The organism is Halomonas citrativorans, assembly GCF_014898005.1.
Taxonomy (GTDB): Bacteria; Pseudomonadota; Gammaproteobacteria; order Pseudomonadales; family Halomonadaceae; genus Vreelandella; species Vreelandella citrativorans.
On sequence record NZ_JABUYX010000014.1, the window covers coordinates 29,158 to 50,215 of the forward strand.

The window sequence follows — 21,058 nt, forward strand, 5'->3', positions numbered from 1 at the left end:
TATTCTGGATGCCAAGGATAACGAACATGGGCAAGCGATTTTCGCGCATCATACCGGTTGCGCATACGCTGATGGGCAGTTTGCTCGCTAGCGCCTCGTTCTCGGTGGTGGCTCAGAATCAAGCGCTGCCCGCACAAGCGCTTGACTGGCAGGCCTGGGAAGGAGATGAAGCGTCACAACAGTTGTGCCGTGGCCGGTACGTGATGCCCAGCTACCGGTTGCCTGTAGAGCAGAACCCGGAAACGCTGTCAGTTGAAACCCAGGACGTAGATTACGCCGCCGATGGCGAGGCATTGCTGCGAGGCGATGTGGTATTGCGACGTGGTAATTCGGAATTAGAAGCCGAACGCATTTATTTACCCGCAAACCGTGAGCAGGTGGATGCTGAGGGTAATCTCGCTTTGCGTGATGGCCAAGCGTTGGTGCGTGGCGACAGCGCCACCTTAATGCTCAATGAAGATCGCGCGAGTGTGCGTAACAGCCACTATGTGCTGTATGAAGAGCGTTTGCGTGGCCAGGCAAGTCAGCTTGAGCAAACAGGCGAGTCTCAGTATCGCTTGCGAGATGCCACCTTTACGACCTGTGAGCCCGGCGCCAATACCTGGGAGCTGGTGAGCAGTGATATACGCCTAAATCAGGAATCGGGGTTTGGTACCGCGACGCATGCCCGCTTAAAAGTAAAAGACGTGCCTGTTTTTTACTGGCCGTGGTTGCGCTTCCCTATTGACGACAAGCGTCACACGGGGCTGTTGTCCCCGGCTATCGGGTTTTCGTCAGATGGATTTAATTACGCACAGCCGTTTTACTGGAATATCGCCCCTAATCACGACGCCACCATTACGCCGCGTTGGATGAGTGACCGTGGGTTGCTGCTCAACGGTGAATACCGCTACCTGTTTTCGGAAAGCGAGGGAACCATTGAGGGGGGCTACTTAAGTAGGGACGACGGAGGTAACAGTGGTAGTGACCGCTTTGCTGGCGAAACCCGTTGGTATGTCGATGCGCGCCATGCGGGCCGAGTCAACAGCCGCAGCAATTATCGGTTGCGCTATGGCGCTTCCAGTGACGGCCGCTATTTCGACGACTTCGGTGATGAGTTTGGAGGGAGCGACCGCGTAAGCCTTGAGCGGCTTGCCCAGATAGATTATCAGGGTGACCAGTGGTATCTCGATGCCAGGGCGCAAGGCTTTCAGCGCCTTGAAGACCCGCTTAGCGACTCTGATAAGCCGTTCTACCGCTTGCCCAGTTTGACCGCGAATTCCAGTTGGCAGCTAGGCAGTGGCTTCTTCAGCGAATGGCGCTCCAACGCGACCTATTTTTGGCGTGACGTGGATGAGCGGCTGGTGCCGGAACGCGAGGCGGCAACCGGCACGCGTCTACACTTAACGCCGGCCGTCGGCTGGCGCGAAGAAAAGCCCTGGGGATATATCGAACCACGGGCTGAGCTTTGGTATACCGCCTACGAGTTGGACTACGGTGACCGTGAAACGGAGCGCAATACCTCACCAAGTCGAACTGTGCCGGTGACGTCGGTGGATGGCGGCTTGGTATTTGAGCGTGAATTGGAGCTTGGAAATCGCGGCTATCGGCAAACGCTGGAGCCGCGGTTTAACTATGCCTATGTGCCCCGCAAGAACCAGACCCAGCTACCCGATTTCGATAGTCGTGAGCGGGCTTTCTCATGGGACCAGCTGTGGTCGCCCCACCGCTTCTCCGGTGGAGATCGGGTCGGCGATCTTAACCGTGTGTCAGTGGGTGTGCAGACGCGCTTTATCGAAGATGACAGTGGCCGTGATCGGCTAACATTCGGTATCGGGCAAAGTCTCTATTTTTCGGACCGCCGTATTGATAGTGACGGAGATCCGGATACCCTGCCAGCGCGGCCAGAAGAAGACCCTTACGTTAACCCGCAGCGTTACTATCAGGCCACGCGTGATCGTTCGCCTCTGGTAACCCGGCTGGACTGGCAGATCAATGATCGCTGGAGTACCGGCTACGAATGGCTTTACGATGATCACCGTGAAAAGACGGAACGCACTCGCTTTGACCTGCGTTATCGGCACCCTGAAGGCCATGTAGTGAACCTGGGTTACCGTTGGGAGATCGAAGGCTTCGACCCTGATACGTTACCAGGCGATGATGGCTTTCGTGATTACAACCGCGAAGAGTGGGACGTGTCATTTGCCTGGAAAACCAGCCCAAGGGTGGATCTGATAGGCCGGTATCTTCACGACCAAACCAATGATCGTGCGCTTGAAAAATTGGCAGGGGTACAATGGAACGACTGCTGCTACGGCGTGCAGCTTGTTTGGCGCGAGTGGGTGGATGACAACGACACTGCGCGTGTTGCAGATGACTTCAACGATCGCGGGCTATTTTTACGCTTTGTATTCCGTGGCTTGGGCGGCGTTGGCCAAGAGGCTGACAGCTATTTTGAACGGACCATTCCGGGTTACCGTCCTACTCCCTTGTAACGACGTTCTTGAATGGCGACTGAAAGAGACTTTTTATGAAAACCAGAAATATGCTGCTAGCTCATGCAAAAACGATGTCGGCCGCGAGCGTTATCGCGCTGTGCATGGGCGCAGGCACGCTTGCCGCTCCACTGGTAACGCAAGCGCAGAATTTTGAGTCCACCCAGCGCCAGCCGATCGATAGCATCGTTGCCGTGGTTAACGATGGCGTTATTATGCGCAGTGAACTCGACGATCGTGTTGCTCAGATAGAGCAGCAAGCGCAAGCTCAGGGAGGCTCGCTTCCGCCAGGCTCTGCGCTTCAGGCGCAAGTGCTTGAACGGATGATACTGGATGAAATCCAGTTACAGCTGGCAAATCGCAGCAATCTAAGCATCGATGATACCGAGCTGAACCGTCAGCTGCGTACGATTGCTGAATCCAACAACATGACGTTGGATCAGTTCGCAAACGCGGTAGAAGCCGATGGCATGACGCTAGCTGAGGTGCGTGAAGACATTCGTCGTGAAATGTTGATGCGCCAAGTGCAGCAGCGCCAGGTTGGCCAGCGCGTATCGGTCAGCGACCGTGATGTTCAGCGCGTGCTTGATCAACAGGGCAATCAAAATAGCGATCAGGCGTTTGTCGAAGAGATCCGCGCACGTCACGTACTGGTTGAGCTAACGCCAACGCGCAGTGAAGAGCAGGCGCGTGCCCGGGCTCAGGAGGTGCGTCAGCGTTTACAGCAAGGTGCTGACTTTGCCTCCGTAGCACGTGAGTTTAGTGACGACAGCGGTAGTGCGCTTAACGGTGGCGAGCTGGGTTGGGTGCGTCCTGGCCAAACCGTACCGGCGTTTGAGGAAGCATTGCAGACGCTGAACGTTAACCAAATCTCCGAGCCAGTGCGCTCACAGTTCGGCTACCACGTAATTGAAGTTGAAGAGCGTCGTCGTCAGAACGTGACCAATGAGAGCCGCCAGGAGCAAGTGCGTCAGGCCATTTTCCAGCGCCGCGCCAATGAAGAGCTGCAAGTCTGGCAGCAGGAAATTCGCGCGGAAGCCTTTGTGGATGTTCGCCTTTAAATGAGCCAAATCGCTGACCTTCCGCTGCTGATTACCACGGGAGAGCCTGCGGGTATTGGGCCTGAGCTAGTGCTTATGCTGGCCGTACAGGGCCACCTACCGGCGCAGGCCGTCGCCATTGGTGATGCCGATATGTTGCGCCAGCGGGCCGCTGCGCTAGAGCTTGATGTGGCACTGGTGGAAACAAGCCCAGGCCAGGAAGTAGCCGCTTGCGCGGGGCAGTTACCCGTTTGGCCCGTAGCGTTGAATGAGCCCGCAACGCCTGGCGTGCTTAACCCGGCCAATGCAGGGTATGTGCTTGCCACGCTTGAGCTGGCCGTGGCTGCCTGTCAGGCAGGCCAGGCGGCCGCCATTGTCACCGCACCGCTGCATAAAGGCGTCATCATTGAAGGCGGCTACCCAGGGTTCACAGGGCATACAGAGTGGTTGCGTGATGCCTGCGGTGTTGATGAGGTCGTGATGATGCTGGCAACCGATGCCGCGTTACACGCCAACGCACCGGACTGGCAAGGCAGTGGTGATCTTCGCGTTGCATTGGTCACCACACACTTGCCGCTGCGCCAGGTTGCCGATGCGATTACCGTCGCGCGGGTAACCCGGATTAGCCGCTTGCTGGCCGATGATCTGGTGCATCAGTTTGGTATTGCCTCGCCGCGTATTGCCGTGTGCGGGCTAAATCCTCACGCGGGCGAAGATGGCCATTTGGGCCATGAAGAGCAAGAGACGATTATCCCCGTACTTGAATCCCTGCGTGCGCAAGGGCTGGATATTCAAGGCCCTTTTCCTGCCGATACGCTGTTTACGCCTCGCCACTTGGCGGGTGTTGATGCCGTGCTGGCGATGTACCATGACCAGGGCTTGGCCGTACTTAAGTATGCTGGCTTTGGTCAAGCTGCTAATATCACGCTGGGCTTGCCGCTAGTGCGTACGTCGGTAGACCACGGCACCGCGCTTGACCTCGCGGGTAAAGGCGTGGCTGACCCTGGTAGCCTGCGCGTTGCACTATCGCTTGCTCGGCGTCTTGCCGAACAGCGCGCCCAAACGGCCCGCCAGGCGTAACGCCTCCACGATTGAAAAATACCTCCAAGGAATTCTGTTAGATGTCTCAAGTGCCCCAGCAGCACCGTGCTCGCAAACGCTTCGGTCAAAACTTTCTACGTGACCTGGGTATCATCTCGCGTATTGTGCGCTCTATTGGGCCGCGGGAAGGCGACCGTCTTGTTGAAATTGGGCCGGGCCAAGGCGCGCTGACCGCGCCACTGCTTGAGGCGGCAGGGAAGCTTGAGGTGATTGAGCTGGACCGCGATTTGATTCCTGGTCTACGCGTGCAGTTCTTCAACTACCCCGACTTTATTATCCATGAAGGTGATGCGCTGAAGTTTGACTTCGCGGCGCTGAAAGGCGATGGCCCCGCCCTGCGTGTCGTCGGCAATCTGCCCTATAACATCTCAACACCTCTGATCGTGCATCTACTTACGGCCGGTAATGCGGTTGCCGACATGCACTTCATGCTCCAAAAAGAGGTCGTTGAGCGGCTGGCTGCCCAGCCAGGCGGTACGGATTGGGGGCGGCTTTCTGTGATGGCGCAGTACTACTGCCACGTTGACCAGCTGTTTATCGTACCGCCCGAGGCCTTTGTGCCCCGGCCTAACGTTGACTCTGCCATTGTGCGCCTCACGCCGCACGCAAGTTTGCCGCACGTAGCCGACGACCCGGCACTCCTGTTTGAGCTGGTAAAGCTAGCTTTTGGCCAACGCCGTAAAACCTTACGTAATAACTTTAAAGGACGCGTCAGTCCTGAAACGTTAGAAGCGCTGGGTATTGACCCCACGCGCCGCCCGCAAACGCTAACGGTTGCTGAGTATGTAACCATTGCTAACCGTGTGGCTGCTGATGAAAGGCCAGGTAGTGATGGGAGTGAAAACGGGTGAGTGGTTTAGCCATCGACGTCAGTGTAACGCCTGAATATTGTGCCGAAGAATCCAGCGACGTGGAATCACGCTACGTATTTAGCTATACCGTGACGGTACATAATCAAAGCCCGCATAGCGTACAGCTGATGGCACGTTACTGGAAAATCACTCAGGGCAGCGGCGATAGTCAGGAAGTGCGTGGCAAGGGCGTGGTCGGGCAGCAGCCATTGATCGGCCCCGGTCAGCGCTTTCGCTATACCAGCCGGGCGATTCTGCAAACACCGGTGGGCGTGATGGAAGGTGCCTATACGTTGTTGAACACCTATACCCAGCGTGCCTTTGAAGTGCCCGTAGCGCCTTTTCGCTTGGCTGTGCCGCGTCAGCTGCACTAACGTTAGTGATCGCCATCGCGAATACTGCATTAAAGCATTGTTGATTTCAGTCTGACGGCCAGACAGTGCTGGTTTGGTATGGGGCTCTTGCCAAGGCGCTCAGAGCGCAATCGTACACCGCGCAGCATGTGTAATGTGCGCGTTTTAATATGCATGTTTAATGCTCTCGTTTATATAAGGCCCGCGCATGAGTACCTACGCGATTGGCGATTTGCATGGCTGCTACGCCGAGTTTATGACGCTACTTGAAGCCCTGAACTTTAATCCCTCGCACGACACTTTGTGGCTGGTGGGCGATGTGATCAACCGTGGGCCAGGCTCCCTTGAGTGTTTACGCGAAGCGCACGCACTGGGCGGCTCGGTACGCTGTGTGCTGGGCAACCACGACTTTCATCTGTTGGTGGTCGCGCGTGGCGGCGGTAGGCAAAAAAAGCACGATACCCTCAACGATATTCTTAATGCGCCAGATCGCGAGCAACTGCTGGATTGGCTGCAGTGCCAGCCGCTTGCAGTGCAGCAAGGCAATACCCTAATGACGCATGCCGGTTTGCTGCCTCAGTGGCGCATAGAGCAGGCTGTCGCTTATAGCCGTGAGGTCGAGCAAGCGCTTGCCAGCGAGCAGTCAGGGCATTTCTTGACTGAGCTTTTTGGTAATCAGCCTGATCGTTGGCGAGAGGACCTGGAGGGAATGGACCGGCTGCGCTTTATTGTTAACGCTATGGCACGTATGCGCTTTATTGACAGCCAAGGGCGGCTGGAGTTTGCTGCTAAAGAGGGCCTCGCTAGCACCCCGCCTGGCTTTGCTCCGTGGTTTCAGTATGCCCGTGACGACGACCCACATCTCCTGTTTGGGCACTGGGCCGCGTTAGAAGGAAAGACGCGGGGCGCCAGGGTTCGGGTAGACGCGTTGGATACGGGCTGCGTGTGGGGTGGGGCGTTAACCGCGCTTAATATAGATACCGGTGAGCGGATGAGCGTACCCAGCCAGCAACGAGGAGGGCGGTAGTGATGGCGCACTCAAATGATCCGCGCATTGCCGGGCTGGACGTATACCGCGTGGGAGGCGCTGTTCGCGATGCGCTGCTGGGCTGGCCAGTGTATGACAACGACTGGGTGGTGGTGGGCGCTACCCCAGAGGCTATGCGCCAGCGCGGCTTTAAGCCCGTGGGGCGAGATTTTCCGGTGTTTTTGCACCCTGATACAGCGGAGGAGTATGCGCTGGCGCGTACGGAGCGAAAAACCGGGCACGGATATTCCGGGTTTGAAGTGCATGCCAGCCCCGAAGTAACGCTGGAAGAGGACCTGCTGCGTCGCGACCTGACCGTGAATGCCATTGCACAACGGGTCGATGGGCCGCTGATTGACCCCTTTGATGGCCAGAAGGATATCGAACAACGCGTGCTGCGGCATATTTCTTCTGCGTTTGGTGAAGACCCGCTGCGGGTGCTGCGTACGGCACGTTTTTTAGCCCGCTATGCGTCGCTGGGGTTCTCTATCGCCTCTGAAACCCTGGCACTGATGACCGAGGTTAGTCGCAGTGGTGAGCTTGAGCATTTAGCCGCTGAACGGGTATGGGTCGAAACCGAAAAAGCCTTGGGTGAACCCAGCCCCGAAGCTTACTTCACGACGTTGGCGCAGTGTGAAGCGCTGGCAATATGGTGGCCGTTCTCAGCAGAAAAACTGCAGGGCGGCTTGGCCGCACTGCAGTACGTGCCTGACGATAGCTCAACGCCTCTGGCACATTGGCGCTATGCATTACTGGTGAGCGTGCTGGACGACGCGGGTCGCGAGGCATTGGCGTCAACGCTACGTTTACCCAATGCCGTAGCGCAGTTGGCACGCTATGTCGCGTTGACCCTGTCGTTGCTAAAAGAGCCTTTAGAGGCGATAGCCGTGCTGCATTGGCTGGAACGCCTGGATGGTTTTCGTAAGCCTGACCAGGTCGCCACACAGCTCACGTTAGTCAGTGTGGTTGAAAGTGTCGGTGTGATTGAAAGTGCCGGTGTTATTGAAAAAAATTATGCCCAGCCGCTACAGGCTGCTTGGCTGGCGGCACGCAGCGTTAGCCCGCAGGGGCTCATCGCTCAAGGATTCAAGGGGGCTGAATTAGGCCAGGCGCTACGTAAACAGCGCCAGCAAGCAGTCAGTGATGCGTTAAGCGAATGATTAGCCAATCAAAAGAGGTTTAGCGAGCCAGGGACGTACAGAGCGCAGGCTCCGCGTGCGATATCCAGGCGCTACCCCAGGTAAAATCTACCGCCCAAAGCCGCTGATTTCCCAGCGAAAAATTATTCCAAAGTGTGGCGTAAGGCGTGTTGCAAGCCGGGTGCCGTTCGTTAGGTAGCAGCTCCGCCAAGGGCTGTAACACGAATGCGCTTTCGGTCATTTCGGCGCGGGGCAGTGCAACACCTTCAACGACGCCCTGCAGGTTGCCCACCGTTAGCAGGTCGATATCCAGCGCTTTAGGGTTGTATTTGTCCAAGCCCTGCTTACGGCCATGAATAATTTCCAAAGCCTTGGCCCATGCCTGTAATTCACTCGGCGACCAGTTACTTTCGAAGGCCACTACCAGGTTATAAAAATTACGGGTATCGCTAAAACCAACCGGCTCGCTTTCAAAAACGCGCGAGACATTTAAAGGCCCGAAGGTATCGAAAAGTGCATCGAGACACAGGCGGATATGACGCACAGGATCAATATTGCTGCCTAAACTGACGGTAACCAGGCTCATGAGATTATGTCCTTGTGGCCTCCGGTAGCTCGCCACGTGTAATTTCAAGGCCTACGCTCGCCGCTTGCGGCACCGCGCCGGGTTTACGCACCCGCAAGCGTAACCAGGTAATGGAAAACTCGCTGCGCAGGCAGTCAGCCAAGCGTTCCGCGAAGGTCTCCACCAGCGCGAATTGATGCGTGTCAGCGAATCGTTGGATACGCTGGCAGATAGCCGCATAGTCTAGCGTTAAGCTTAAATCGTCAGTAGCGGCAGCCGGGCGAATATCGGTCGCCAGGGTTAAGTCCAGGCTAAGCGACTGTTGAATGGTGCGCTCCCAATCGTAAACACCAATCACGGTGTCTACCTTGAGTGCTTCGATCAAAATGCGGTCCACAAGCTCTTCCTCGGCGACAACAAGCGGGCGATTGTACGTTAGGATGAAACGAAACGACAGTAGGATGGAAAAGGCGCCATGGCGTGGTTAGTGTTCGGCTATTTAAGCGGCAGTTGGCTGGCAGCGATTAGTGTTTGCCGGATAGCGGGAGTGGGCGATCCTCGTCGCTGTGGCTCCGGTAATCCTGGTTTTTCTAACGTGTTACGCCTTTATGGGCCGCGCCTGGCGGGCGCCACGCTTTTGCTGGATGCGTTAAAAGGCGTACCCATAGTGCTTGCCAGTAAATTAATGGCGTTACCGGTCAGTTGGCAGGGGCTGATTGGGCTGGCGGTATTACTGGGGCATAGCTACCCGGTATGGTATGGCTTTCGTGGTGGAAAGGCCGTCGCCAGCGCGCTGGGCGTGCTACTGGTGCTGACCCCGGGTGTTGCACTGGTGAGCGTGGGGGTGTGGACCTTGCTGGCGTGGCGCTTAAAAACCGCGGCAATGGCTTCCTTGTTAAGCGCGCTGGTGGCGCCGCTTGCCTGTATCTGGCTGGCGCCTGCTTATGTGGGCGTAGTGGGCGGTTTGAGCCTGCTGGTGCTGCTGCGTCATGGGCTTAATATTCGCAGATTAAGACGCGGCGATGAGCCGCGCCTGGGGCGTCGCTAATTATTCGGCGTTGGGAGGCGTCAACTGATCAAGCGGCCAGCGCGGCGTAGCCTGCATAACGCCATCCTTGTCCTGTTCGCCAGCGGCCAGGCGCTGCGCGCCCACGTACGCGATCATGGCGCCGTTATCCGTGCAGAGCCGGCCGCGAGGATAGTAGGCCTTTGCCTGACGTTTTTGACACTCAAGGGCCAGACGCTCACGCAACCGGTGATTGGCACTCACCCCGCCAGCCACTACCAGCCGTTTTAACCCCGTTTGGTCCAGCGCCCGGCGGCATTTGATGACCAGTGTATCGACCACGGCTTCTTCAAAGGCGCGGGCCACATCAGCGCGCGCCTGCTCGTCAAGCTCGCCAGCCGCTTCCAACTGGCGTATGGCCGTTAAGGTATGCGTTTTTAACCCTGAGAAACTGAAATTAAGCCCCGGCCGGTCAGTCATCGGGCGTGGAAAACGAAACCGTTTGGGGTCGCCCTGTTCGGCAAGCTTGGCCACCAACGGGCCGCCGGGATAAGCAAGGCCGAGCATTTTAGCGGCTTTATCAAACGCTTCACCGGCCGCATCATCAACGGATTCACCCAATAGCTGATAGCTTCCAAGTCCTTGGACTTCCACCAACTGGGTATGGCCGCCAGATACCAGTAGGGCCACAAAAGGAAACGCTGGCGCATCGTCTTCCAGCATGGGAGCGAGTAGATGACCTTCCATGTGGTGCACGCCCAATACCGGAATGCCTAGTGCACGGGCCATGCCGTGGGCCGTACTGGCACCCACCATGAGCGCGCCTACCAACCCCGGGCCTGCGGTATAGGCAATACCCTCTAAATCGTCTCTTGTTAGCTTGGCATCACTTAACACTTGCTCAATCAAAGGGAGCAGCTTGCGCGTGTGGTCCCGTGAGGCAAGCTCGGGCACCACGCCGCCATACTCGGCGTGCATGGCAATTTGGCTATACAGCGCATCGGCCAGCAGGCCGTCGCCCCCTGAGCGGGAGGTGTCATAAAGAGCAACGCCGGTTTCGTCGCAGGAAGTTTCGATGCCAAGCACACGCATAGGAAGTCTCTATAGAGGGCTAACAGATTGCATAAGGCAAAATTTTAACATGTCTAACGCCCATAAAGGTGGCATTGATTACACAATGTCAGGGGTGCAGTTTGCAATCATTGCCAACCACGACTAAACTATCGTGCGCTGTAAAAACTGGGTCGTACGCTATGTTCCTCGCAATAATGCGATGATGGTGTACGTACTTTCGAACTCAAGACTCCTTAAGGTAGGTGAGTGCTTAATGCCTTCTGTAAAAGTACGTGATAACGAGCCGTTTGACGTCGCCCTGCGTCGCTTCAAGCGTTCTTGCGAAAAAGCTGGTGTTCTTTCTGAAGTACGCCGTCGCGAGCACTATGAGAAGCCGACTGCTGAGCGTAAACGCAAAGCGGCAGCTGCCGTAAAACGCCACGCCAAGAAAGTTCAGCGTGAGCAAAAGCGTTTCGAACGGCTCTATTGATCCGTACCCGAGAGAGCCAGAGCGGTTAGCTGGTTGTCTCAAGAGGGATGCCAAGCGGCCGCCACTAGGTGGCCGTTTGTTTTTTCAGTTTTCTACGTTGTTTAAGGTGATTGGGCAGTCCGCCAGATGACGTTAAGCAAGCGTTTAGCGCACATGCGCGAGGGTGCCGTTGTAAATGGCAGGCCAGATTCCCCAGCGTTTTATTGACGACTTGCTCAGCCGCGTTGACGTGGTGGAAGTGGTTGGTGAGCGTGTGCAGCTTAAAAAGGCTGGCCGGAACTACTCGGGTCTTTGCCCTTTTCATCAGGAAAAAACGCCTTCGTTTACGGTAAGTGCTGATAAACAGTTTTATCACTGCTTTGGCTGTGGCGTGCATGGGAATGCACTACGCTTCTTGATGGAATACGACAAACTGCCGTTTCCTGAAGCGGTGGAGCAGTTGGCCGGGCGGTTGGGTCTTGACGTGCCGCGCGAAGGCGCTGACGACCCGCGTGCACATCAGCGAGAAAAAAAGCGCAAAGAGGGCGTTAACCTGCTCGAGCTTGCGGCAAGCTTTTATCGCGAGCGCCTTAAAATGCGCGAAGGGCAAAGCGCCCAGCAATATCTGGAAAACCGAGGGCTTTCTGCTGAGGTGATCAATGCCTACGGCATAGGCTACGCGCCTGGCGGTTGGGAAGCGCTCAAGCAGCACCTTGGTGAGCGGGAGATATCAGAACCTGTCCAGATTGAGTATGGCCTGTTGATCCATCGTGAAGATACGGGGCGTACTTACGATCGTTTTCGGGATCGGGTGATGTTTCCGATCCGCGATTTACGAGGGCGGACGATTGCATTTGGTGGGCGAGTGATGGGCGACGAGCAGCCCAAATACCTCAACTCACCAGAAACCCCTGTGTTTCATAAAGGGCGCGAGCTTTATGGGCTTTATGAAGCGCGCCAGGCATCCAGTAAGCTTGAGCAGCTGGTGATGGTAGAAGGCTATATGGACGTTGTGGCGCTTGCGCAGTACGGCATCCATAACGCGGTGGCTACGCTGGGAACCGCGACGACCGAAGATCACCTAAGCCGTCTGTTTCGTTTGGTCAGCCGAGTGGTGTTCTGTTTTGATGGCGACCGCGCTGGCCGCCAGGCCGCCAGTCGAGCACTGGAAACCGCGCTGCCGTTGATGATTGACGGCCGTGAGGCGCGTTTTCTATTTCTGGCAGAAGGTGATGACCCGGATACGCTGGTGCGTCGTGAAGGCGCCGAAGCGTTTAAGGATCGTGTTACCTGTGCGATGCCGCTGTCGGAGTTTTTGTTTGAGCAGGCGGCTCAGGGTCGTGATTTAAACACGGTGGAGGGGCGCGAGCGATTTGCAAGCCAGGTACTTGAAGCGTTGAACAAAGTACCTGATGGCATGCTCAAATCGTTACTGCTTGAAGCGCTTGCCAAGCGCAGTGGCTTGGCACAACAGCAGTTGCAAGCGCTGTTGGATAAGCGCGCAGCGGCACCCAAGGGGCAAGCGTATTGGGAAGCGGCTGAACCTATTGTCGAAGATAGCGCGGAGCAGGCGGGTTCTGTAAAGGCGGGCTCTACTGGAGCTACGTCACGTGCACGTAGCCGGGTGCTTACGCCCGTTGGGCGCATCGTGCAGCTTCTGCTGCACGAGCCGAGCGTAGTGTCAGCCTTGCCGGATAATCTGGAGTGGCTGCCTGATGATGAGGATACGCCGCTCTGTCGCGATTTGATCGTGCTCTTGCAGGCCGGACGCTATCGCAGTCCGCAGGTTGTGCTGGCGCATTTTCAGGGTACGCCACAGGGCGCGGTGCTGGCAGGGTTTGCCGCGCGGGAGTTATTGATTCCCAAAGCAGCACGAGAAGCAGAGTTAAGGGGGTTGGTTGAGCACTTGCAGCAGAAGCAACGTAAGCGCTCGCCCCAGGAAGAGTACGAAGCGTTGTTGGCTCAGGAACGCGCTGGGCAGAAATTGGATAAACAGCAGCGTCAGCGCTTGGCCGGCTTGGTAGTCGAGTTGGCCCAGCGGTTTTGACCGGTGTTCGGAGAGAGGGGGGTTGAATTTTTCCCTCACCAACACCAGATATAGGGTCAGTCACCAAGTGCTGGCCTAACCGAACAACCTAACACACCTGAATGACCGCGCAAATACGTTTCGCTGGAAAAAATACAGCTATTTACGCTATACTGTTCGGCTTGTTGAGTTTAATCGATTCAGCGCTCCAGGTGTTTCATTCTTCTTCGTCGAGATAGGGTTTCTATGGCTGGAAATGCGCAGCAGCAGTCACGTCTGAAGGAGTTGATCGCGCGCGGCAAAGAGCAGGGTTACCTGACGTATGCCGAGGTCAACGACCATCTACCCGAGGATATCGCCGACCCGGATCAAGTGGAAGACATCATTGGCATGATCAACGACATGGGTATCCGTGTCGCTGAAGAAGCGCCTGATGAAGACACTTTGATGATGTCGGATCACTCCACGGACGAGTCCGCTGCGGAAGAGGCCGTTGCGGCACTCGCTGCCGTGGAAAGCGACGTGGGTCGCACCACAGACCCAGTCCGCATGTACATGCGTGAAATGGGCACAGTAGAACTCTTGACCCGTGAAGGCGAAATCGAAATTGCCAAGCGGATTGAAGAGGGTACACGTGAAGTCATGTCGGCACTGGCCTACTTGCCAGGGGCTGTCGCCTCCATTCTGGATGCTTACGACGCTACTCAGGATGAAGAAGCGCCTGGCCGTCTGTCGGATCTTTTCTCAGGGTTTATCGACCCCGATGAAGGTATCCCCGGTGTTGCCGAAGCGGATGTGCCTGAACCTGAGGTAGCCACCGACTTAAGCGACGACGAAGACGGCGACAGCGATGGCGAGGAGGATGACGAAGATTCCAACGCCAGCGAAGGCGGTCCGGACCCTGAAGAGGCGCGGGCGCGTTTTGAGCAAATTCGCGAGCAAAATGCGTTAGCCGGAGCGGCGCTTACCAAGCACGGTCGCGGCAGCGCCGAGCTGAAAGCCGAGCAGGCTCGTCTTGCCGAATTGTTCTCGCCGATCAAACTGGTGCCGAAACACTTTGAACGCCTGGTAGGCCAGGTACGTATTAGTGTTGAGCAAGTGCGTGCCCAGGAAAAAGCGGTCATGCAGCTTTGTGTTAAAAAAGCCAAAGTGCCGCGCAAGACGTTTATCAAATCGTTCCCGGGTAGCGAATCTAACCCCAAGTGGTTGGATGCGTTCCAGGAAGCGCAGCCCAAATACGCTGACCGTCTTGAGCCGTTACGTTCTGATATCGCCCGTTCGCAGCGTAAAATTGCTTTCGAAGAAGACATGGTGCAGCTCACCGTGGCGGATTTGAAAGAGGTGAACCGCAAGCTGTCGATTGGTGAGGCAAAAGCACGCCGCGCCAAGAAAGAGATGGTTGAGGCCAACCTGCGTCTGGTTATCTCGATTGCCAAGAAGTACACCAACCGTGGTCTTCAATTCCTTGATTTGATTCAGGAAGGCAATATCGGTTTGATGAAGGCAGTGGATAAGTTCGAATACCGTCGGGGTTATAAGTTCTCTACTTATGCGACCTGGTGGATTCGTCAGGCGATTACCCGCTCAATTGCCGACCAGGCACGGACGATCCGTATTCCGGTTCACATGATCGAGACGATCAACAAGCTTAACCGCGTGTCGCGCCAAATGCTGCAGGAAATGGGCCGCGAACCGACCCCGGAAGAGCTCGGCGAACGTCTTGAAATGCCCGAAGACAAGGTACGTAAGGTGCTCAAAATTGCCAAAGAGCCTATCTCCATGGAGACGCCGATTGGTGATGATGATGACTCGCATCTGGGCGACTTTATCGAGGACGGCACCATGCTGCTGCCTATCGATATGGCCACCGGAGAAGGCTTGATTGAAGCGACGCGTAACGTACTGGGCGGCCTCACCGCACGTGAAGCCAAGGTACTGCGCATGCGGTTCGGTATTGATATGAATACTGACCACACGCTTGAAGAAGTGGGCAAGCAGTTTGACGTAACCCGTGAGCGGATTCGTCAGATTGAGGCCAAGGCGCTGCGCAAGCTTCGCCACCCTAGCCGCTCTGAGCCGCTTCGCTCGTTCCTGGACGAGTAAGCCAGTCCAGGTTAGTGCTTAGGCGCTAGTGTCTAGCGTAAAAAAAGCCCGCCGTTTTTTAAACGGCGGGCTTTTTGCTATCTAGTGTCAAGCACTCCACGAATCCTGATGCCGTTGAGCCTTTGTTATAGCGTGTAGTGAGTTGCAGAGCCAGGACCAACAGGCAGGCCCAGCAAAAACACCCACACAAAGAACAGTAAGCTCCAGCCGATCAACATGAATAGCGTATAGGGCAACATTAAGGCGACCAGTGTGCCTATGCCCATATCGTTGCGATAACGGGTAGCAACCGCCAGTATCAGCCCAAAATAGCTCATCATCGGAGTGATCAGGTTGGTGACAGAATCACCGATCCGGTAGGCCGCCTGAATCACCTCTGGCGCGTAGCCCATCAGCATCAGCATGGGAACGAAAATCGGAGCGGTCACCGCCCATTGCGCCGATGCGCTGCCCAGCGACAGGTTGACGAACGCACACAATAAAATAAAGGGTATCCGGAATTTCTGGTTGATAAAATGCCAAAGATGTAAAGAAGAAAATCTTTCTCAGCGGATTATCTGATTGATCCTCTTCAGCCTACTCTACTGCCAATTTTCTGTTTCCACCTTCGCCTGAGTCTTCATAGCGATGCTGACTAGGGAGGACAGCGAGAGCTGGGCAAGCGTCAAAGCGGTTCTGGTTCATGCGCAATCCGGACACCTGCACAACATTCCTCTTGTAAGAAACCGATCAAATTCTCTAGGTGCCCATACTCGGGTATACAGACAATCGTGCGGCTATGTTTCTCCTGCCGGATCAGCCCTACCTTGGCCATGCGCGCAAGGTGATGTGATAGCGTCGAAGCAGGAATACCCAGCCCCTTCTGGATATCTCCGACCGAAGCCCCATCATGGCCAGCTTTGACCAGAAAGCGGAACACGGACAGTCGGTGACTATTCCCTAGCTCAGCTAAGCTGGCTGCAACCTTTTCGTGATCCATAGCACGCCCCAATAATTCGATGTTTCTAGAATTATAGTTGACAGGTCGGATAAACGCAAGTAGGCTGCGTACATCATTTCGATAAAACTAGAAATATAGGAGTAATATTGAATGTCACCTCAACTCCAAGACGCTCTAGGCATGTTCGCCTTTCTCGCTATCGAGCTATCGGTTTTATTCATTGGCATTAGCTTGCTGGTCGGAGTTCTTCAACGTCACATCCCACCATCCAAGGTGGAAGCGTTACTGACTTCCAGTGGGAAGCGAGGCTATTTTCTTGCTGCTGGTTTAGGAGCTATAACGCCCTTCTGTAGTTGCTCGACTATCCCCATGTTGAAAGGGTTGATTCGGGCACGGGCCGGTTTTGGGCCGATGATGGTGTTTCTTTTCTCATCTCCGTTGCTGAATCCTATCGTCGTCGGCCTGCTGGTTGCCACGTTTGGATGGACACTTACTGCTATCTATGTGCTCGCCGCTTTGGTGGTCGCGGTAGGTGCCGGATGGCTGCTTCACACGCTTGGCTTCGAGCGTTATGTGCGCCGGACGGCGACACAAGAGAGCAGTGGATGTAGTTCATCAGCAAGCCCGTGCAGTGCTACATCGACCGCATCGAGTTGCGGCACCAACAGCTGCGACACCACTCCGAAGACGGCTTCTTGCGGGGCTGATAGGAAGACAACAGTCTCTACGTCTAGCGAATGCTGTGACAGTCAACCCACTGTCACGGTTAAGAAAGAAGGGAAGTACAGTGGTGTGTGGCGGGAAGCTTGGTCGGACTTTATCGATGTGTTGCCTTACCTGCTCATCGGTATTGCGATTGGCAGCGTGATCTATGGTTTCATGCCCACTGACTTATTGGAGCAGTATGCAGGCCCAGATAATCCCTTTGCCATTCCAGTTGCCGCTGTCATCGGCGTGCCGTTGTATATTCGCGCTGAAGCCGTCATACCTCTGGCAGCGGCTCTGATGGCCAAAGGCGTGGGTGCCGGGACGGTGCTAGCGTTGATCATCGGCAGTGCCGGAGCCAGCCTGACTGAGCTCATTCTGTTGCGCTCTTTGTTCACGCTGAAGCTTTTAGCGGCGTTTTTAGCAGTCATTTTTGCTATGGCGATGATTGCCGGTTACGCCACCTACCTGTTTTTCTGATCAAGGCGGGAGATGATTAATTCGTTAAGCCTTCCTGGGTACCAGTTGGTGGATTCTGATGAGCAGAATGAAGACATACATTTTCGGCTTGAAGCACCTACACCAGTAGCCTGCGAGGGGTGCGGCGTGCAGGGTGAGTTCGTGCGGTTCGGCAAGCGTGATGTTCCCTATCATGACCTGCCCATCCACGGCAAGCGGGTCACCCTCTGGGTAATTCGTCGCCGGTACACCTGCCGGGCCTGCAAGACCACCTTCAGGCCCCAGCTACCGGAGATGGTGGACGGCTTCCGCATGACGCTGCGGTTGCATGAGTACGTGGAGAAGGAAGCCTTCAATCACCCCTACGCCTACGTGGCTGATACCACGGGCCTGGACGAGAAGACGGTACGCGACATTTTCAACGCCCGCGCCGAATTCCTGGGGCGCTGGCACCGCTTCGAGACGCCCCGCATTCTCGGCATTGACGAGTTGTACCTGAACAAGCGCTACCGCTGCATCCTGACCAACATCGAGGAGAGGACCCTGCTCGACCTGCTGGCCACCCGCCGTCAGGACGTGGTGACCAACTACCTGATGAAGATGAAAGACCGGCAGAAGGTCAAGATCGTCAGCATGGACATGTGGAATCCCTACCGAGCAGCGGTCAAGGCGGTGCTGCCACAGGCCCGCATCGTGGTCGATAAGTTCCATGTGGTGCGCATGGCCAACGATGCCCTGGAGAAGGTGCGCAAGGGCCTCAGGAAGGAGCTGATGCCCTCCCAGAGCCGAACCCTCAAGGGTGACCGGAAAATCCTGCTGAAACGCGCTCACGAAGTCTCAAACCGGGAACGCCTCATCATGGAGACCTGGACCGGCGCATTCCCACAACTGCTGGCCGCCTACGAGCACAAGGAACGTTTCTACGGCATCTGGGACGCTACCACACGGCCCCAGGCAGAAGCCGCCCTGGACGAGTGGATAGCCACCATCCCGAAGGGCCAGAAGGAAGTCTGGAGCGATCTGGTCAGGGCTGTAGGCAACTGGCGCGAAGAGATCATGACCTACTTCGAGACGGACATGCCCGTCACCAACGCTTACACGGAGTCCATCAACCGACTGGCCAAGGACAAGAACCGTGAAGGACGTGGTTACTCCTTCGAGGTGATGCGGGCACGAATGCTCTACACCACGAAGCACAAGAAGAAGGCCCCGACCGCGAAGGTCTCTCCGTTCTACAAGAAAACCATCGGTTACGGACTGCCGGACTTCGCAGAGGAACCCAACTACGGGGTCGATCTATCAACCATCTGATAATGGTATCAGGTTGGTGGGGTAAAGGTGCCCCATCAACCATTAAATCCGTATACCCAAAATAAACAGCGCAAACAGACCCGGGCCACGTAGCCCAAGAGACTCCAGCAGATCAGCGCCCGCCACGGCCGTCACGGTACCAAAATTGCTCCAGTTAAACAGCGCCACAAACTGAGCGGCAAAGAAGACCAGCACAATATACAGCCCAAGGCTGCTCATGCTTTTGGCCATGGCATTTACCACATCACGATCATTGTGCATCGTGCCTGCCAGGCGCCCATAGATGAAGCCCAGTAGTGAGAAGGAGACCGCTACAATGACCACAATGCCGCTCAGGAAGGGCGAGCCGCTGATTAGCCCTGTTTCTGGATTACGCAATATGCCATTTTCAGGTACCACGGTCATGGCAATTAAGCCAATAAGCACCAGTGTGGCTAACCCCGTGCCTTTTAGCGCCCGCTTCTCCTCAGCGGAAAGCCCTTGCATGGACTGCTGGCCAATGTCGCTATCGGCATCAGCGGCATCGTATTTGCCAAGCTTCGGTTCCACGATACGCTCGGTAACCAGGCCGCCGATCAAGGTCACAAAGAAGGTGCTGACAAACATGAAGAACCAGTTTGCTTCAGCGCCTACCACATAAGCCGGGTCCAGTAGGCGAGCGGCCTCTTGGGTAATACCAGAAAGTAGCGGGTCGACGGTTCCAATGAGCAGGTTGGCGCTGTAGCCGCCGGAAACACCACAGAAAGCTGCAGCGAGACCCGCCAAAGGGTGGCGCCCAAGCGAATGGAAGATCATGGCGGCCAGAGGAATAAGTACAACGTAGCCAAGTTCGGACGCCATGTTGGACATAATGCCCGCAAACACAATGGCGTAGGTAACGATGCGGGGTGAGCGGTTAAGCACCAACGCTCTCATACTGGCAGAAAGTAGCCCTGAGTGTTCGGCTACGCCAACGCCCAGCATGGCAACCAGCACAGTGCCTAAAGGCGCAAAGCCTGTGAAGTTTGTCACCATCTCGGTGACCAGCCGGCGTAAGCCTTCGGCATTAAGGAGGGAATTAACCGCAATCCATTCGCCCTCGTTAGCGGGGCGTGGGTCGGCAACTGACACGCCTAAGGCACCGGCAATACCGCTGGCTATCACCACAAGGACACATAAAATGGCAAATAGCGTGACCGGATGAGGGAGCAAGTTGCCAAGCCACTCAACGCTATCGAGAAAGCGGGTAAACGCGCCACGCTTTAGGTTTTTTTCATGGTTTTTAGGGGGTGTCATAAGTTTTATGTCGTTAGAGTGGAGGTTTGTAGCAAAAAAAAGCCCATTGGGGCTAAAAGATGACACTACTTTGAAGTGTATAAGGGCGCAAACGGCTTTACGTATAGCGGGATTTAAAAAATGAAATGCCGTAAGCGCAGGAGGGGCTATGGCAAGCGAAAGGCCGGCTCTGGCGTTAAAGTGATGGCGTGTTCGGCAGTACTCGCGACATATTGGCCACCAGATAATCGACCAATTGACGAATCTTGGGGGATAAGTGGCGGTGGCGGGGGTAAACCGCCCAGACAGCCGTATCATGATGCTGAAAGGGCTCCAGTACGGCGATGAGTTCGCCACTTGCAAGGTGAGGTGCTACGTAATAGTCAGGCAGTTGGGCAAGGCCCAGGCCCTTAAGCGCGGCATCCAGCAGGGCGGGACCGGAGTTACCCGTCCAGCAGCTTTCTACGCGTACTTCGCGGCGTTGGCCGTTGCTATCAAACAGCCAATTAGGCCGTGAACCGACCAAACAACGATGTTGGCCAAGTTCCGCCAACGTGTGAGGAGGCGGTGTCTGGCGAAAGTAATCCTGAGAGCCGACAACGTATTCACGTCGGTCGCACAGGCGCCTGGCGATCAGGCTTGAATCCTTTAGTACGCCCATGCGAATGGCGATATCAAAGCCTTCCTCAATGAGTTCAACGGGCCGGTTGGTAAAATGCATGTACACTTCAAGATCAGGATGTAGGCATTGAAATTCATTCACCAGTGGTGCGATATAACGTTCGCCAAAGGTAGTGGCTGAGGTCAGCTTAAGCAGGCCTCGAGGCTTGGCCTGCAGTTCGCTCAGCGCCTGTTCGGCATCTTTCAATCCATCAAACAGATGTTGACAATGCTCCATATACAGAGCGCCTGCATCCGTTAAGCGTATTTGACGCGTTGTACGGTAGAGAAGCTGAATGCCGAGCTGGTTTTCAAGTTGGCTCACCAAGCGGCTAATATGCGAGGTTGATACTTTTAGATGGTTTGCGGCCGCAGAAAATGTGCCCAGTCTGACCACTTCAATAAAGGCTTCGACACGATCCCAGCGCTGCATGGAGGCTCATCCGTTGTAGGTGATTGTTGCTCAGTGGCAATAATATTATGAGTATATCCCGCTTTTTCTAGTACCTCTAGCTACCTTAC

At 55.7% G+C, this 21,058-nt stretch carries 18 protein-coding genes and 2 pseudogenes; 13 read left to right on the plus strand and 7 right to left on the minus strand.

The annotated features are described in order from the left end of the window. Positions 1–26: 26 nt before the first annotated feature. From INT20_RS12560 to INT20_RS12590, 7 genes are all read left to right on the plus strand, one after another. Positions 27–2,474 carry an LPS-assembly protein LptD gene (locus INT20_RS12560; protein ID WP_172117506.1) on the plus strand — a complete coding sequence of 816 codons (2,448 nt, stop codon included), beginning with the start codon at positions 27–29 and terminating at the stop codon, positions 2,472–2,474. Between the two features lie 35 nt (positions 2,475–2,509). Further along, positions 2,510–3,535 carry a peptidylprolyl isomerase gene (locus INT20_RS12565; RefSeq protein ID WP_172117507.1) on the plus strand — a complete coding sequence of 342 codons (1,026 nt, stop codon included), beginning with the start codon at positions 2,510–2,512 and terminating at the stop codon, positions 3,533–3,535. Continuing rightward, positions 3,536–4,594, plus strand: coding sequence for a 4-hydroxythreonine-4-phosphate dehydrogenase PdxA (pdxA, locus tag INT20_RS12570; protein WP_193057003.1), 1,059 nt, complete (start codon positions 3,536–3,538; stop codon positions 4,592–4,594). Positions 4,595–4,635: 41 nt separating this feature from the next. Continuing rightward, a complete protein-coding gene (gene rsmA / locus INT20_RS12575; protein ID WP_193057004.1) occupies positions 4,636–5,466 on the plus strand; it encodes a 16S rRNA (adenine(1518)-N(6)/adenine(1519)-N(6))-dimethyltransferase RsmA in 831 nt (276 codons plus the stop codon). Continuing rightward, entirely contained in the window at positions 5,463–5,840 is a 378-nt protein-coding gene (apaG, locus tag INT20_RS12580) for a Co2+/Mg2+ efflux protein ApaG (RefSeq protein WP_193057005.1), read from the plus strand. Before rsmA ends, apaG begins: the two co-directional genes overlap by 4 nt. A 187-nt stretch (positions 5,841–6,027) precedes the next feature. Then, positions 6,028–6,846, plus strand: coding sequence for a symmetrical bis(5'-nucleosyl)-tetraphosphatase (locus tag INT20_RS12585; protein WP_193057006.1), 819 nt, complete (start codon positions 6,028–6,030; stop codon positions 6,844–6,846). Positions 6,847–6,848: 2 nt separating this feature from the next. Then, on the plus strand, positions 6,849–8,006 hold the full coding sequence (locus tag INT20_RS12590) for a polynucleotide adenylyltransferase (protein ID WP_319643855.1): 1,158 nt from the start codon (positions 6,849–6,851) through the stop codon (positions 8,004–8,006). A gap of 19 nt (positions 8,007–8,025) precedes the next feature. Here the strand turns inward: INT20_RS12590 and folK are convergent, their stop codons facing one another. Beyond that, positions 8,026–8,571, minus strand: a complete 546-nt coding sequence (folK, locus tag INT20_RS12595; protein WP_193057007.1) for a 2-amino-4-hydroxy-6-hydroxymethyldihydropteridine diphosphokinase — start codon at positions 8,569–8,571, stop codon at positions 8,026–8,028. Positions 8,572–8,575: 4 nt separating this feature from the next. Then, positions 8,576–8,947, minus strand: coding sequence for a dihydroneopterin aldolase (gene folB / locus INT20_RS12600; protein WP_192527421.1), 372 nt, complete (start codon positions 8,945–8,947; stop codon positions 8,576–8,578). Between the two features lie 78 nt (positions 8,948–9,025). Between folB and plsY the strand changes: the two genes are divergently transcribed. Then, positions 9,026–9,598 carry a glycerol-3-phosphate 1-O-acyltransferase PlsY gene (gene plsY, locus INT20_RS12605; protein ID WP_172117515.1) on the plus strand — a complete coding sequence of 191 codons (573 nt, stop codon included), beginning with the start codon at positions 9,026–9,028 and terminating at the stop codon, positions 9,596–9,598. On the opposite strand, the gene tsaD is transcribed toward plsY, so the two are convergent. Next, positions 9,599–10,648, minus strand: coding sequence for a tRNA (adenosine(37)-N6)-threonylcarbamoyltransferase complex transferase subunit TsaD (tsaD, locus tag INT20_RS12610; protein WP_193057008.1), 1,050 nt, complete (start codon positions 10,646–10,648; stop codon positions 9,599–9,601). A 235-nt stretch (positions 10,649–10,883) separates the two neighbouring features. On the opposite strand from tsaD, the gene rpsU reads away from it, so the two are divergent. The 3 genes from rpsU to rpoD all read left to right on the plus strand — a co-directional run bounded on the left by rpsU (position 10,884) and on the right by rpoD (position 15,207). Then, positions 10,884–11,099 carry a 30S ribosomal protein S21 gene (gene rpsU / locus INT20_RS12615; protein ID WP_008956349.1) on the plus strand — a complete coding sequence of 72 codons (216 nt, stop codon included), beginning with the start codon at positions 10,884–10,886 and terminating at the stop codon, positions 11,097–11,099. Between the two features lie 175 nt (positions 11,100–11,274). After that, positions 11,275–13,125 (plus strand): DNA primase, encoded by a 1,851-nt coding sequence (dnaG, locus tag INT20_RS12620; RefSeq protein ID WP_193057009.1) that lies wholly within the window; start codon positions 11,275–11,277, stop codon positions 13,123–13,125. A 225-nt stretch (positions 13,126–13,350) separates the two neighbouring features. After that, positions 13,351–15,207, plus strand: coding sequence for an RNA polymerase sigma factor RpoD (rpoD, locus tag INT20_RS12625; protein WP_172117518.1), 1,857 nt, complete (start codon positions 13,351–13,353; stop codon positions 15,205–15,207). 125 nt (positions 15,208–15,332) lie between these two features. Here the strand turns inward: rpoD and INT20_RS12630 are convergent. Next, a pseudogene (locus INT20_RS12630) lies at positions 15,333–15,695 on the minus strand (AbgT family transporter); the annotation flags it as partial. Positions 15,696–15,871: 176 nt separating this feature from the next. Then, positions 15,872–16,186 (minus strand): ArsR/SmtB family transcription factor, encoded by a 315-nt coding sequence (locus INT20_RS12635; protein WP_000349485.1) that lies wholly within the window; start codon positions 16,184–16,186, stop codon positions 15,872–15,874. A 111-nt stretch (positions 16,187–16,297) separates the two neighbouring features. Between INT20_RS12635 and INT20_RS12640 the strand changes: the two genes are divergently transcribed. Together INT20_RS12640 and INT20_RS12645 are read left to right on the plus strand one after the other, a co-directional pair. Beyond that, entirely contained in the window at positions 16,298–17,332 is a 1,035-nt protein-coding gene (locus INT20_RS12640) for a permease (protein ID WP_023660029.1), read from the plus strand. A gap of 12 nt (positions 17,333–17,344) precedes the next feature. Next, positions 17,345–18,622 carry an ISL3 family transposase gene (locus INT20_RS12645; RefSeq protein WP_193057010.1) on the plus strand — a complete coding sequence of 426 codons (1,278 nt, stop codon included), beginning with the start codon at positions 17,345–17,347 and terminating at the stop codon, positions 18,620–18,622. Positions 18,623–18,679: 57 nt separating this feature from the next. Here INT20_RS12645 and INT20_RS12650 read toward each other — a convergent pair. Together INT20_RS12650 and INT20_RS12655 are read right to left on the minus strand one after the other, a co-directional pair. After that, a pseudogene (locus tag INT20_RS12650) lies at positions 18,680–19,897 on the minus strand (AbgT family transporter); the annotation flags it as partial. A 175-nt stretch (positions 19,898–20,072) separates the two neighbouring features. Next, on the minus strand, positions 20,073–20,969 hold the full coding sequence (locus INT20_RS12655) for a LysR family transcriptional regulator (protein ID WP_172117520.1): 897 nt from the start codon (positions 20,967–20,969) through the stop codon (positions 20,073–20,075). Positions 20,970–21,058: the final 89 nt, after the last annotated feature.